Here is a 14,502-nt window from a genome sequence, read left to right on the forward strand (position 1 = left end):
CTGCTCCAGGCCATCGCTTCGCAACCCCTGTGCCCTCACCAACTCCCACGCCAGCTTGGCCGCACCCACCTCACCGGCCTGATTGCCCAGGGCAGCAGGCAACACGCGCAGTCCTTCGCGGGAACTGGGCAACACGCGGGTTTGCAGTTCCTCCCACAGCGTTGGGTAGAAGAACTCGAAGCTGGCGCTGATGCCGCCGCTGAGAATCACCGCTTCTGGCGTGAGGACATAAACCAGGCTGGCGATGCCCGCGCCGAGGTCGCGTCCGTATTCTTGCCAAAAGGCGATCGCCTCCCGATCTCCCGCCTTGGCTCTGCGGCCCAGTTCTCCTGGCTCTAGCCCCGTGCGCCGTCGAATCGCCTGCACCGAGCAATATTGCTCCAGGGAACCGCGATTGCCGCTGTTGCACTCTGGCCCCTGCGGGTTGAGCGTGATTAGCCCCAGTTCGCCGCCCGTGCCCTGTCGCCCCGAAAACAGCCTGCCATCCAGCACGATCGCCCCGCCCACGCCCGTCCCCAGTGTCAGCAAGATCACGTCGCGAAAGTTGCGCCCTGCCCCTAGCCAGCTTTCGCCCAACCCTGCACAATTGGCATCGTTGGCTAGCACCGTCGGTTTGCCTGTCCTCGCCTCCAGCCAGTCCGCCAGGGGCACATCCTGCCAGCCGAGGTTAATTGCCACCCGCGCCACCCGACCCGCTGCGTCTGCTGGGCCTGGCGTGCCCACCCCAAGGGCGATCGCCTCGTTCTGGGGGTCAACCTGGGCGATCGCCGCCACCATCGCCTCGACCACCTGCTCTGGCTGAGGCGGTTGTGGCGTGGGCACGGTGACGGATGCAGCGCACGTTCCCTGAGCGTCATACCGACCCAGCTTGATCGCCGTGCCGCCGAGGTCGATGCCGATTACATAAGGCATAGGGACTTTACTTCCAGTTTTCTCGCCGCAGCAGGGGGTTAATGAACTCATTCAACCCCTCGCCGACCAAGGAGAGGCCCGTGACCAATAGCGTTAGGGCGAGGCCGGGGAAGAGGGCGGGCCACCAAATGCCCGTTGGCAGTGCATCCAGAGCTTGGCGAAGATCTGCGCCCCATTCGGGGGTTTGGTCGGGTAAGCCTAGTCCCAAAAAGCCGAGTCCTCCCAGCGTCAGCGCGGCATCGGCGGCGTTGAGCGTAAACAGCACGGGCACGCTCTGGATCACGTTGGCAAAGAGGTACTTGCTCAAAACGCGCCAGGTGGACGCACCCATCGACTGCGCCGCTTCTATAAATAGCTCGGTTTTGACGCTGACGGTGTGGTTTCGCACGACGCGGTAATACTGCGGCACATAGGCAATGCTGAGGGCGATCGCCGCATTTAGCACGCCCCGCCCCACCACAAACGCCAGCGTCACCGACAGCAGCAGCCCCGGCAGCGTGTAGATTGTGTCCATCAGAAACAGCAGCACTCGGTCTAGCCAGCCGCCCAAATAGCCGCTCAGCATTCCCAACGGCACGCCCACCAGCACGCTCAGCGCCGTCGCCAGCACCACTACCTTCAGCGCTGCCTGTGCGCCATAGAGGGTGCGAGCAAAAATGTCGTAGCCCTGTCGATCGGTGCCAAACCAGTGTGCCGCCGACGGTGGTTCATGAATTGGGTTCGCCAGCGCCTCCAGCGGGTCTTGCAGCCAGCCCCAGGTGTGAAACAGCGGAGCCAGCAGCGCCGCCAGCACAAACACTGCCACGATCGCCACGCCCACCCACATCATTTGCACCGACAAACTCGGCCGCTGTGTCGTGCGTAAAAATCGGAGCGATCGCAAATTGGTAAGCGCCATGCCAAATCGGATTCCAGGAGCAAAAAAGGGAAAAAGATCGTAGCCTATTGTCGCACGTCTGAGGAAGCGTGATAGCGAGTTGGGATACTAACGATTTTGGATGGGCGATTTTGGATTTTGGATGGGCGATTTTGGCGTGTCAGTCAAGCCTCTTGGGGCCTTCAGCCATTTCATTTAGAACGCTGCTTAAAGCGCTATCTAAGAGGGTGTTTGAAAAGGTATCGCCTGTAATGTTAAGCACTCAGAGATCCCCCCTAGCCCCCCTTAAAAAGGGGGGAAACCGCCTTAAAGTCCCCCCTTTTTAAGGGGGATTTAGGGGGATCTGCACGCTTTGCTACAAACAGTGGGACTTTCCAAACATCCTCTAAGTAAAGACAGGACTTACGCCCTTGCTCTGACAAACCGGACAGTAGTAAATCCGTCGTCCGCCCAGTATGTTCTTCTCGATGGGCGTTTGGCATACCCAGCAGGGCTGTCCGTCGCGGTTGAACACATGAAAGCGATACTGGCCACGGCTGAGGCCTTGCTGTTTGAGCTGAGCGACGCGGGCCAGGTCATTGGTGATGCCGCCTGTGGTGTAGGACTGGCGGGCGAGGGCGATCGCCGCCTCAGCCAGTCCAGTTATTTGCTCTGGGGTGCAGTCCATCGGGCGCAGGCTGGGATGCACACCCGCCACAAACAGCACCTCGCTGCGGAGATAGTTGCCCAGGCCGCAGAGAAATTTCTGATCTAGCAGCAGCGACACCAGCCCGCGACGGTGAAAGCGGGGATCGAGCAATCGTGCGACGACTTGTTCAACGCTGACGGCGGAATCTAGCACGTCGGGCCCGACCTGGCTCCAGAAGGGGTGCTGTATTAGCTCGTCTTCTCGCAGCACTTCGATATCCGAGGCGCTGTAGAGCAGGGCAGATTTTTGGCTGTTGTGAATTGCAAGGCGGAGTTGACGCTTTGTTTGTGGGAAATCGTAGGCTTTGCGGACGTACCAGATGCCGTAAAGCTGATTGTGGCTGTAGATATTCAACTGGCAGGCAAAGCGAATCAGCATTCCCTTGCCACGGGTTTGCACGTTTAGAATGCGATCGCCCCTCAGTTTGTCTTCGTAGGGCTTCAGATGCTCAAAGGCAAAGAAAATATCTTGGACAGGCTCGCGAGTAATGGCACGTTCAATTTCGTCCGCAGCACGGCGGATTTCGGGGCCTTCAGGCATATTTGGAGACCAGGGATTGGAAGTTAAGAGTTAGAGATTGGGGCTTATATCGAGTGGGCGCATCCCAGTTATGCAAGCTTGCCCTCATCCCCCAGCCCCTGCTCCCGCTTTGGGAGCAGGGGAGCCGGATTGGAAGTCCCTCTCCCAAAGCGGGAGAGAGATTTAGGGTGAGGGTTACAAAATGAGGGTTACAAAAGTGGGATACACCCTATCGAGTTTCCTGAGAGTCGTGCTGGATGAGATGCCTGGGAGTTACGCAGAGGCTTGACTAGCGCTCCGAAATCGCAAATCTAAAATCGAGAATCGATACCAGGCTTGCGCTACAAAGTCACCTGAATCGCTAGACTGCATCAAATCGACATAAAAGGCTGAACAAAATCCGCCAAGTCGCTGATGAATTCATTAGAGAATTTCAAAGAAAACCAGAGTTTCTGGACGCTATTCGCCCAAAAGTCGGGCTTGAAAGTTCATAGCCTACCATCTCAGAAAAATCAGCGCAATATTCCTCAATTCTTTTCTGTTTCCAGAACTCTTATCTGTTCCCAGAACTCTTATCTGTTCCCAGACTTCTAAGTAAATAGACCAGATTAAAAACAGATCCTGAACCCTGCGCCGCCCGCGCAGCGGGCGGCGCAGGGTCTTTGGGTTTTATGTTTGTTAATGTCCACCTACTTATTAGTAGCCCGCCTTAGTAGCCCGCCAGCTTACCGCGCCGCTTGGTTTCGCGCTCGGCCAGGTGAAACAGCGTCAGCCCTAGGGCAAAGTAAATCGCACCATTCAGCAGCGCCAGCCCAAAGTTGTCGGCCTTGAGCGGCACACCCCGCGCCATCACATCACGCATCAGCCCCGCACCCGGAGCCATCGGCAGCAGCAGCCCCAGCAGCCGCATTGGCCCTGACCAAGTTTCCGACGGCACCGCCAGCAAAAACAGCAGCGCAAACTGAAAGATTCCCAAAAGCTGCTGTACCTGCTTTAGCAAGAGCGACAATGACCCCATCGCAAAGGCCAGCCCGTAGGCTCCTAGCAGCACCGTGGCAAAGGCAGGCAGCACCGCAGGCGGAAAGGACAGCCGCGTTCCCGTGAGCAAGGAAATTACGCCGAGAATGCAGGCAATCAGCGTCAGTTGAATCGTTAGGCTGGCTAGCGCCCGCGTCAGGAAGAGCCGGGGCGGGCTATAGGGCGATAGAAATAGCTGCTCTAGCGTGCCCGTCTGTGCCTCGCGCTGCAAGTTGCCCGCCACGTCGCTCATGATGAACAGCGCCAGCGTCCACAGCACGTAGCCAATCACCACAGCATCAAGGCGATCGCCAAATTGCAAGTTTGGCCCGGCAATATACCGCGCACTCAGAAACAGCCCGTAGAACACGACGGTGGTAATGACAATTCCGGCGATCGCCTCGGTGGAGTATCGCAGCAGTTGAATCCAGCTTCGGCGCAGTTCCGCCAAAAAGAGTTCGAGCATTGGAAGCGTTGGAAGATTAGGGTATCGAAGTATCGAGGGTGTAGGGGGATTGGCATCTCCCAGCATTGCCTGATTCCATCATCCCGCTGTTTTCCCGATTCGCAACTCATTCCCCCAGCCTGCCATCTTCCTTCTGCACCACTGGCATCACCAGCATCTTATCTACGCGATTGCCGTCCATATCCATCACCTCAAACCGCAGGTTGTGCCAGTTGAAATAGTCAGCGGCGGCGGGAATCCGGCCAAGCTGCATGATTACAAAGCCTCCCAGCGTTTGATAGTTGCCTCGGTCTTCATCCGGCAGTTCGTCAAGGTCGAACAGTTCTTTAAGCCTGTCGATGGGCAACATGCCGTCTAGCAGCCAGGAGCCGTCCTCGCGCTGCACGATGGCGGCTTCAAACCCGTGGTCTGCCATCGGCACATCGCCAATGATGACCTCCATCACGTCATTCAGCGTGACAATGCCCTGCACCACGCCGTATTCGTCCACGATGATGGCTAGGTGGGTGCTGGACTGTTTGAACAACTCCAGCACCTTCAGCGCGGGGCTGGATTCGGGCACAAACAGCGGTTGCCGCAGGTTGCCCGCCAGGTCAAAGGGCTGGTCGGACAGGCTGCGGGAGAGTAGATCGGTGACGTGAGCCACGCCCAGCACGTTGTCTAGCGTTTCCTGACAAACCAAATAGCGGCTATGTCCATTTTCAATGATTTTTTGGCGGTTAATGTGTTCGGGGTCATTGAGGTCTAGCCAGACAATTTCCAAGCGCGGAGTCATCAGGCCGCTGACGCGCTGGTCGCCTAGGTGAAACACTCGCTCCACCATGTCTTGCTCGGCTGCATCAAACATGCCGGCCTCTGCGCCTTGGCGCACCATCACCTTAATTTCTTCTTCCGTCACCAGGGGTTCATCAGAAGACTGATTTACACCCACCAGTTTCAGGATGCCTTCGGTGGAAGCGCTTAATAAATGCACCAGCGGATAGGCTAGAGACGAGAGGCAGCGCATGGGGCGAGAGACTGCCCTGGCGATTTTTTCGGGGTTGCTGAGGGCGATGCGCTTGGGCACCAGTTCGCCAATAATCAGCGAGAGGTAGGTGATCGTCAGGACGACGACGCTGAGGGCGATCGCCCCGCTGTAGGGTTCAAGCGCGGTAACCTGGGCGATCGCCCCTGCCAGGGTATTCGCAATCATCGCCCCGCCAAACGCGCCCGCCAGAATGCCGATGAGCGTAATGCCAATTTGCACCGTTGAGAGAAACCGATTGGGAGAAGTCGCCAGTTCTATCGCTGCCTGGGCTTTTTTGTCGCCTCGCTCGGCCATCTCCTGAAGACGGATTTTGCGGGCAGACACAATCGCCATCTCCGACATCGCAAAGATGCCATTTGCCAAAATCAGCAGCAGCACGATTAAAACTTCAACAGCAACGGAAGGCATTGGTGGCAGTATCCGGCGGCGACCAGCGTCCGGCAAAAGGGGATAGATAACGTTTTCGGAAGTCACGAAGATGCGATGTGCAACGATGCGATGTGCAACTTCCAAGCTGCCCTCCTCCCCGAACCCCTTTTCCTAAGCTGGGAGCAGGGGAGCAAGAGAGGCTGGAAGTCCCTCTCCTGCTCTGGGAGAGAGCTTGAAGCCTTCGGCATACCAGAAAAGGGGGAGGGGAATCAGCAACGTCGCACATTGCGTTTAGAAATTAAGGCAAGCTTGCAAGCGCTTGCAGGCTTAGTTTTGCCAGTCAGGTTTCGCCAGCCAGGTTTCGCCAGTCAGGTTTCGCCAGTCAGGTTTCGCCAGCCAAATTCGCAAGCGCATCTCGCAAACTTATAGACGAAGGTAGCACCTCGGCCAGGGTGAAATTGTAGGATCAGCAGATTTTCTCGCGAGCGGCCAGGGGGCCGGCGACGGATTTGACCCGGCATCTGGAACCGATTTCCTACATCTTGGGCCCTGACCCATCTCTCCGGAGGCGGTTTCCCAAATCCTGAATCTCTGGCAGCGCTTTACAATGGTCAACAGTCTTTGCTCAATCCGTTGCTCAATCACCGTCTTCCGAAATCCCAACTGCTATGGTGTTTTCGTCAATTTGTCGCGTCATGGGGCGATCGCCCCTCACGGCCGAACTGCTCACCAAGCTGAACCAGCAGCGCCGCCTCATTCTCAACGGCATCGCCCGCCTGCCCAAGGGACTGGTCGCCTCTACCCTGGCCCAAGTGGCCCAGCGCCCGCTGCTGGTGATTGCCGCCACGCTGGAGGAAGCCGGCCGCTGGACGGCCCAACTAGAGGCGATGGGCTGGAACACGGTGCATTTCTACCCCACGTCGGAAGCGTCGCCCTACGAACCCTTTGACCCCGAATCGGAGATGACCTGGGGGCAGTTGCAGGTGTTGGCAGATTTGGCGCGGGTCGAGTCGTCGCCCCATCTGTCTCAGCTTGCGATTGTGTCCACCGAGCGATCGCTCCAGCCGCACCTGCCGCCTGTGGAGACGTTTCGCCAGTTTTGCATCACGCTGACCCAGGGCTTGGAAATTGACCTGAAATCCCTCAGTCGCCAACTGGCGCTGCTGGGCTACGAAAAAGTAGCGATGGTGGAAACGGAGGGGCAGTGGAGCCAGCGGGGAGACATTATCGACGTGTTTCCGGTGGCGGCGGAGTTGCCCGTGCGCCTGGAGCTATTTGGCGATGAGCTAGAGAAGATCCGCGAGTTTGACCCCGCCAGCCAGCGATCGCTCGACAATGTGCCCCAGTTGGTGCTGACGGCAACGGATTTTGCGCCGATGGTGTTGTTAGGGTTGGGGGCCAGCGGTCAGGGCGATTTGGCAGAAAGTTTGGAGCTTCTCAAGCCGTACCTATCCCCGGAAGAAGCAGAGCGGCTGGCGGAAAGCAGGCGGCTGGAAGGGGCGCGGCGGTTTCTGGGGCTGGCGTTTGAGCGGCCCGCGTCGCTGCTGGATTATTTACCAGAGAATACCCTGGTCGCCATTGATGAGGTGGAGCAGTGTCAGGCGCATGGCGATCGCTGGTTTGACCATGCAGAAGACCACTGGCGCGAGATATGCGGGGGGCAGGGGACCGTGGGCGACGGCTTGGCCGCGCAATCTCCCCCGGCTCCAACCCTCCCCAAGACCCACCGACCGTTTACGGAGTCCCTTGCGGCGTGCGATCGCTTTCTGTGTCTACACCTTTCCGAACTGGCGGAGGAGGGCAGCGGGCTGAACCTGGCGAGCCGCCCGGTTCCCGCCGTGCCGCACCAGTTTGGGCGCTTGGCAGAGACGATTCGCCAGGAGCGCGATCGCCAGTTTGGGATCTGGCTGATTTCGGCGCAGCCGTCGCGGTCGGTGGCGCTGTTGCAAGAACACGACTGTCCGGCGCAGTTCATCCCCAACCCCCACGACTATCCGGCCATCGATCGGCTCCAGGCGAACCGCGTGCCGACAGCGGTGAAGTATTCCGGTCTGGCAGAGCTAGAGGGCTTCATTCTGCCAACGTTCCGCATCGTCGTCATCACCGACCGCGAGTTCTTTGGGCAGCACACCCTGGCCACGCCCAGCTACGTCCGCAAGCGTCGCCGCGCCGCCTCCAAACAAGTTGACCCGAACAAACTGCAACCGGGTGATTACGTCGTCCACAAAAACCACGGCATTGGCCAGTTCATCAAGCTGGAAAGCCTGACGCTGGACAACGAAACCCGCGAATATCTGGTGCTGAAATATGCCGACGGGCTGCTGCGGGTGGCGGCGGATCAGGTGAATGCGCTGTCGCGGTTTCGCGGCGTGGGCGAGGGCAAACCCGAACTCAGCAAGATGACGGGCAAAGCCTGGGAACGCACCAAGCAAAAGGTTCGCAAGGCGATTAAGAAAGTTGCCTTTGACCTGTTGCAACTCTACGCCCAGCGGGCCCAGCAGCAGGGCCACGCCTACCCGCCGGATACGCCCTGGCAGGAGGAAATGGAAGACTCGTTCCCCTACCAGCCCACGACCGACCAGCTCAAGGCGATTCAGGACGTGAAGCGGGATATGGAGGGCGATCGCCCGATGGATCGGCTGGTCTGCGGCGACGTGGGCTTCGGCAAAACGGAAGTCGCCATCCGCGCTGTGTTCAAGGCGATCACCGCTGGGAAACAGGTCGCCCTGCTCGCGCCGACGACGATCCTGACGCAGCAGCATTACCACACCCTGAAGGAGCGCTTTGCCCCATACCCGATTCAGGTCGGTCTGCTGAACCGTTTTCGCACCAATGCCGAAAAGCAGGACATCCTGAAGCGCCTCGCCTCTGGGGAACTGGATGTGGTGGTGGGGACGCACCAGCTTTTGGGTAAGGGCGTGCAGTTCAAAGACTTGGGGCTACTGGTGGTAGACGAAGAGCAGCGCTTTGGCGTGAACCAAAAGGAAAAAATCAAAACCCTGAAAACCCAGGTAGACGTGCTGACCCTCAGCGCTACGCCGATTCCCCGGACGCTTTACATGGCGCTGTCGGGCGTGCGCGAAATGAGCTTGATTACCACGCCGCCGCCCTCCCGCCGCCCCATCAAGACCCACCTGTCGCCCTACGATCCGGAGATGGTGCGGACGGCAATTCGGCAGGAACTCGATCGCGGTGGGCAGGTGTTTTACGTGGTGCCACGGGTGGAGGGCATTGAGGAAACCGCCGCCAAGCTCCGAGAGATGGTGCCGGGGGTGCGGATGGCGATCGCCCACGGGCAGATGCAGGAAGGCGAACTGGAAGCCACCATGCTCACCTTCAACAACGGCGAGGCAGATATCCTTGTCTGCACCACCATTATCGAATCGGGGCTGGACATCCCCCGTGTGAATACAATTCTGATCGAAGACGCGCAGAAGTTCGGTCTGTCCCAGCTTTACCAACTCCGGGGACGGGTCGGCCGCGCGGGCATCCAGGCCCATGCGTGGCTATTTTACCCAAAACAAAGCCAGCTCACGGAAACCGCCCGTCAGCGGCTGCGCGCCATTCAGGAATTTACCCAGCTTGGCTCTGGCTATCAGTTGGCCATGCGCGATATGGAGATTCGCGGCGTGGGTAATTTGCTAGGCGCGGAGCAGTCGGGGCAGATGGACGCAATCGGCTTTGACCTGTACATGGAAATGCTGGAGGAAGCCATCAAGGAAATTCGCGGGCAGGAAATTCCCCAGGTGGACGACACCCAGATCGACCTACGCCTCACTGCCTTCATCCCCACCGACTATATCCCCGACCTGGATCAAAAGATGAGCGCCTATCGCGCCGTCGCCGCTGCCCAGACCAAGCAGGAATTGACCGAGATTGCGGTGGATTGGAGCGATCGCTATGGCCCCATTCCCCCCGCCGCGCTGCAACTGTTCCGCGTGGTGGAACTAAAGCAGATTGCCAAGAAACTAGGCTTCTCGCGCATCAAGCCCGACGGCAATCAGCATGTCGTGCTAGAAACGCCAATGGAAGAACCCGCCTGGAACCTGCTGAAGGACAAGCTGCCCAGCCACCTGCAACCCCGCTTTGTCTACACCTCCGGCAAAGTCACCGTCCGTGGCCTAGGGGCCCTCAGCGCCGACCTCCAGCTAGAGAACCTGATCGACTGGCTGAGCCGGATGCAGGGGGCCTTGTTGGAGCCGAGCTTGGTTTAGCAAGAAGTCACCGCTGGTGGTGCTGCGATCCAAAAGTCCTGTTGAAATGACAGTCGCGCTTCGTATCAAATCCATGCTGCTTGGATGAGTTGCATCGCCGACACAGCACTTGCAGGTTGCTCAGGTCGTTTACCCCACCTTGCGCCAGCGGAATGATGTGATCAATCGTCAGTTTTGCCTGGTGTGGCCCCGCGCCGCAGTGGTTGCATTGCTGGCTCAAGGGGGTGGTCAACAAAGTTATCTGCCGCTGTAGAACTTCACCGTTGGGGAGAGTGATTTTTGGAGGGATTGTGGAACGCTAGAGAGAGTTCTTGGGAGTAACGCTTAAAAAGGGCTGAGGGGCAATCGCCCTCACCTACGTCATCACACCGGCCCGCGCAAGATGCCTACTCGCGCAACAATTTTGCATAATCTACGTCTCAACGATCAATATATTTGGATTGATCCAGGCTCAATTTTTTGATCTTGAGGAATCCCGAAGCTTCAGGCAAGCCTGTTGTTATCTGTTACGCCTAACTCCTGAACTCCTCTGCACGTCAACATTCCACACTCTGGCAAAGCATCATGATTGACTTTCTCCTTCACCAATTTGGCAATCTGCGCCGCCGCTGGCTCTATGGGTTGATGGCAGGCGTGATGGCAACTGGGCTAATTGTGCTTAGCCCTTCGCCGTCTCATTCGCAAACCGTGCCGCGCTGGCTGGAACTGCTGATTCGCGGGGCGCAAATTGTTCAAATCTCCAATATGTCGGAGCGGCAAGAGTTGGAGCTAGGTCGGCAGATCAACCAGCAATTGTTGACGCGGCAGTTTCGGCTTTATCAGAATTCGACGGTTTCTGAATACGTTAACCGCGTGGGACAGGGACTCGTGCCCCACAGCGATCGCCCCCAGATTCCCTATACCTTCCAGGTGGTCGAGAGCAACCAGATCAATGCCTTTGCCACAATGGGCGGCTATGTCTACGTCACCACTGCGCTGCTGCAAGCAATGGACAATGAGGCTGAGCTAGCGGGCGTATTGGGGCATGAGATTGGGCACATTGCCTCGCGCCACTCGGTTGAGCAGTTGCGCGATCGGGCGATCGCCGCTGGGGCCGCCCGCGCCGCCGGACTGGATCGCAACACGGCCGTTGCCCTAGGTGTGGAACTCGCCATCAACCGACCCAACAGCCGCCGTGACGAATACGAAGCAGACGAGCGCGGCCTTAGCAATATAATCCGCGCTGGCTATGCCCCGATTGGCCTGGTTAGCTTTATGGAAAAACTCCAGCAGCGGGGCGGCTCGGTGCCCACTTTCCTGAGTACCCACCCCAATTCTGGGGAACGCGCTGCCCGCCTGCGACAGATGGTAGATGCAACCATCCTGTCCCAAGGTAGAGGGCTAGACACTGCCGACTATCGCAACCAGATTCGTTCGCTTGTGCGCTAAATGCTCTCTCTCAGCAGGAATGTGAAATGAGACGCTGGATTGCCGGGGTTGGCGTGGGCGTGGTGTGCGGCATCGCAGGCGCAATGGGCGTTGAGGCCGGTTTGGGGCACGCGCTGCCGCCGCCGGAGGACGTGCCAGAGGAGGTGCTGCGGACGCAGATTGTGCTGGAGGGGCGATCGCCCGTCACGGGAGAACCGCTTACTGCCAGCGAACGCGCCACCCAGCAGACCAGTCGCCAGACGGCGATTGAGGAACAACCCCGCGATCTGCCGCCCGAAATCCGGCAAACAGTGATGCTGCTGAAGCTGCGGCGGCTACTGCGCCCGGTGCTGCCGTTTATTTTCTAAACTCAGCAATCGTCGAGCCGTTCAAAGCGAGTAGCGATCGCCCGCACCAGGATTCAGGTACGGCCGGTCAAGCCACAGCCCTGCCTGCTGAAACTGACGGGCGATCGCCGCTAGCCGGGCGGTGGGGTCGGCGCTGTCTAGCAGCCCATCGGCAACCAACTGAGCGCGGTGCAGCCCAAACTCGATCGCCTCGTTGCAGGCTTCCTCCATCGGTTCCTCCATCGGTTCCTCCGCTAGCCCCACTCCTGGCGCGAGGGCCTTGGTAAACAGAGGCACGGCCCGCTGGAGGTGCGATCGCACAACCGGATAAGCCTGCCGCAGCATCGGAGCCGCCGCAGCCCAATCGACCTGGCACAGCCGCAAGATGGCTGCGTCGCGTCGCCCATAGTCGGCTGGGTCGTGCAGCAGGCCGAGGGAAAAGGGCAGTTTTGCCTGATTTAGCGCGGGAATCAGGACGCGCATGAGAGCGATCGCCCCCGCAGCCGACAGGTTGAAATAGACCTGCACCGCTGGCGCATCGGGCGAAATCGGGCCGCGATCGCCCAAAACAGTATAGAAACTCGCGTCCATGCGATGGGGTGGCATCCACACCGCAACCATGTCGCCCACTGCCGGATGTCTTTGGGAGGGAGATAAATGGCGATCGCGCTCCAGCCGCAAAATCAACCCATTGCGCTGAACCAAGGCCGTCGTTTCGTCGATCTGCGTGACGATCCAGCCTGCGTCAAAATAGCCCTGTCCTGTGTTTGCTGCGCTAAGCTGCTCAAAAAATTCCACATCCACCCCAGCCTGCACCGAGTTTCGCAGATCCGTTGCCGCAGGTTGGTCGGTCAGATGTCGGCCGCAGAAATAGAGGTCGTAGATCACGTTGCGAAGCTGGAGCCGCAGATAGGAGCGCTGCACCTCTGGCGGCAACTGGTCAAAGGGGCGATCGTCTTCTACTAGCACCGCCGCCGGACAGCGATCGTGATAAATCCGTCCCTCTGGGCTGATGTGGAGATGTCGCAGCAAATCGTCTAGCCCCGCTCTGGGCGGCAGCTTAAGCGTCGGGGTCGCGTTTGGAACTGTCGCGGGGGAACCTGCTAGTTCGCTAGAGCCGGATGTCGCCGCAAGGTCGGATTGGCTATCTGGCTGGTTGCCCAATTCTGCGTCAGATGCTTCCCTGTCTATCCAGTCCAGAAGCGGCCCGCCAAAAATTGACCGAATCGCCGCTTCTGGCCGATTGAGCAGCGAATTCGCCACCTGCATCGTGCAAATGCCCACATTGCCCAGCGGCTCGAAATGTAGCGCCTTGACCCGCAGCGTGCGAACCAGGCTATAGCCTGCAAACTGCATCGCCCGCTGCCAAAAGACTGGCGATCGCCCCATTTCGGGAAACGCCGCTCCATAGCCGCGCACGAGCAATCGCAGCGACGGCTGGAGAGCCTCCAGCGGGACGGCCACCAGCCGCAGCGCCTCGGTCAAATCCAGCCCCGACACGACCAAACTCTGTAGCCATAGCCGCAGATAGCAAGCAATCAGAAAGCCCATATCCAGCGCTGGGTCGCCCCATTCTGCCTTTTCCCAGTCGATCAGGCGCAGCGGTTGCGGGGCAGCATTCCAAGGCTGATTGGTCGCGGATGATTTTTTAGCCGATTCTGCTGATCCTGCTAATTCTTTTAATTCTTTAGAGGAGGCTCGAATCAACTGCGGCCAGTTGCGATGCAATAGCACATTGCCAAACTTGAAATCTTGATGCGTGAGGCAGCAGGGGTCGTAAATCTCGCTTAAATGGGCGATCGCCCTCCGCAGATCCTCAGCCTGAAAATACAGCTCAAAAAACCGCTGCCCATCTTCGCTGATCCGCCCCAAATCTTCTGGAGTCAGCCACTCCAGACCGTCTTCAAAATTGGGAACAATCGTGGCAATTTCGTCCTCTGCCATTGCCGCCGTTTGGGTTTGCTGGAGGGCAGCCCGATGAAGTGCCTCCTCGTCGGGATGAAGCTGGTGATAAATCGGCCAATAGTCCAGCGTAGTGCGGTGAAATTGCGCGGCTAGATGCCCTAACTGGTGGGCGATCGCCGCTGGAAATACCTGCTGTTCAGCATAGAAAGTTTCCAGATCGAGATAGTCCTGAAGATAGTTCATCACCAGGATGTGATGGACTGGATCAAACAGCAAAATGCCCGCCGTTAGGGGAATCAAACTACTCAGTTCAGAATGTGCTTGAAATAGAGATTGCACCTGCCCTTCAATCAGCAAATCTCCAGCGGCATTGCCCTGGGCATCCAGTGGTTCCTGTTTCACCAGCAGCAGGCGATCGCCCGTCAGTCGCACCAGCAAATTAAAGTTTTTGGAAGATTTGGCTTCAATAGAAAGAACGGATTCCGATGGGCGATCGCACAGCTTTTGCCTCACTAGATAATCAAAAACGTTCTGATGATCTAATCTAAACGTCATTTCTGTATGCATTTCGGAGTTTATATTAATCAGCATCCCCAAGGCTGACGAGTTCAGGTAAACGGTTTTCTGCCATAGCTTACTTTTCTAAGAAACTTAGCCAGAGCCACTCAGGACTCTGGCTATGGCTCTGACTCGGTAAAAGTTAAAGAGCTAACCTCTGTCGAAAGAGGCATTTTAAGTCATGAATTGGTCATGA

The 14,502-nt window shown here is 58.1% G+C and carries 9 protein-coding genes and 1 pseudogene; 3 read left to right on the forward strand and 7 right to left on the reverse strand.

Annotated elements, in window-relative coordinates; all coding sequences use genetic code 11:
- Nucleotides 1-36 precede the first annotated feature (36 nt).
- From HPC62_RS24225 to HPC62_RS18630, 5 genes and pseudogenes are all read right to left on the reverse strand, one after another.
- Nucleotides 37-912: pseudogene (locus tag HPC62_RS24225) on the reverse strand (ROK family protein); the annotation flags it as partial.
- A gap of 7 nt (nt 913-919) precedes the next feature.
- Nucleotides 920-1,810, reverse strand: a complete 891-nt coding sequence (locus HPC62_RS18615; protein WP_172358016.1) for an ABC transporter permease — start codon at nt 1,808-1,810, stop codon at nt 920-922.
- Between the two features lie 364 nt (nt 1,811-2,174).
- A complete protein-coding gene (gene nei, locus HPC62_RS18620; RefSeq protein ID WP_172358017.1) occupies nt 2,175-3,017 on the reverse strand; it encodes an endonuclease VIII in 843 nt (280 codons plus the stop codon).
- Nucleotides 3,018-3,705: 688 nt separating this feature from the next.
- A complete protein-coding gene (locus tag HPC62_RS18625; protein ID WP_172358018.1) occupies nt 3,706-4,479 on the reverse strand; it encodes an ABC transporter permease in 774 nt (257 codons plus the stop codon).
- Between the two features lie 106 nt (nt 4,480-4,585).
- Complete coding sequence (locus HPC62_RS18630) at nt 4,586-5,914, reverse strand: hemolysin family protein (protein ID WP_172358019.1); 1,329 nt, start codon at nt 5,912-5,914, stop codon at nt 4,586-4,588.
- 629 nt (nt 5,915-6,543) lie between these two features.
- Here HPC62_RS18630 and mfd point away from each other — a divergent pair.
- Nucleotides 6,544-10,089, forward strand: coding sequence for a transcription-repair coupling factor (gene mfd / locus HPC62_RS18635; protein ID WP_172358020.1), 3,546 nt, complete (start codon nt 6,544-6,546; stop codon nt 10,087-10,089).
- A 7-nt stretch (nt 10,090-10,096) separates the two neighbouring features.
- Here the strand turns inward: mfd and HPC62_RS18640 are convergent, their stop codons facing one another.
- A complete protein-coding gene (locus tag HPC62_RS18640) occupies nt 10,097-10,324 on the reverse strand; it encodes an HNH endonuclease (RefSeq protein ID WP_228721653.1) in 228 nt (75 codons plus the stop codon).
- A gap of 329 nt (nt 10,325-10,653) precedes the next feature.
- Here HPC62_RS18640 and HPC62_RS18645 point away from each other — a divergent pair, with 329 nt between their 5' ends.
- Nucleotides 10,654-11,517, forward strand: coding sequence for a M48 family metallopeptidase (locus HPC62_RS18645; protein WP_172358021.1), 864 nt, complete (start codon nt 10,654-10,656; stop codon nt 11,515-11,517).
- A gap of 26 nt (nt 11,518-11,543) precedes the next feature.
- Complete coding sequence (locus HPC62_RS18650; protein ID WP_225906824.1) at nt 11,544-11,864, forward strand: hypothetical protein; 321 nt, start codon at nt 11,544-11,546, stop codon at nt 11,862-11,864.
- 21 nt (nt 11,865-11,885) lie between these two features.
- On the opposite strand, the gene HPC62_RS18655 is transcribed toward HPC62_RS18650, so the two are convergent.
- Nucleotides 11,886-14,303: a T3SS effector HopA1 family protein gene (locus HPC62_RS18655; RefSeq protein WP_172358022.1), complete on the reverse strand. Its 2,418-nt coding sequence runs from the start codon at nt 14,301-14,303 to the stop codon at nt 11,886-11,888.
- Nucleotides 14,304-14,502: the final 199 nt, after the last annotated feature.

Origin of the sequence: Thermoleptolyngbya sichuanensis A183 (assembly GCF_013177315.1) — a bacterium.
Lineage (GTDB): Bacteria > Cyanobacteriota > Cyanobacteriia > Elainellales > Elainellaceae > Thermoleptolyngbya > Thermoleptolyngbya sichuanensis.

Coding starts and splice junctions, on each gene's coding strand:
- HPC62_RS18615 (WP_172358016.1), bottom strand. CDS start 1,810: ATGGCGCTTACCAATTTGCGATCGCTCCGATTTTTACGCACGACACAG.
- mfd (WP_172358020.1), top strand. CDS start 6,544: ATGGTGTTTTCGTCAATTTGTCGCGTCATGGGGCGATCGCCCCTCACG.
- HPC62_RS18645 (WP_172358021.1), top strand. CDS start 10,654: ATGATTGACTTTCTCCTTCACCAATTTGGCAATCTGCGCCGCCGCTGG.
- nei (WP_172358017.1), bottom strand. CDS start 3,017: ATGCCTGAAGGCCCCGAAATCCGCCGTGCTGCGGACGAAATTGAACGT.
- HPC62_RS18630 (WP_172358019.1), bottom strand. CDS start 5,914: ATGCCTTCCGTTGCTGTTGAAGTTTTAATCGTGCTGCTGCTGATTTTG.
- HPC62_RS18655 (WP_172358022.1), bottom strand. CDS start 14,303: ATGACGTTTAGATTAGATCATCAGAACGTTTTTGATTATCTAGTGAGG.
- HPC62_RS18650 (WP_225906824.1), top strand. CDS start 11,544: ATGAGACGCTGGATTGCCGGGGTTGGCGTGGGCGTGGTGTGCGGCATC.
- HPC62_RS18625 (WP_172358018.1), bottom strand. CDS start 4,479: ATGCTCGAACTCTTTTTGGCGGAACTGCGCCGAAGCTGGATTCAACTG.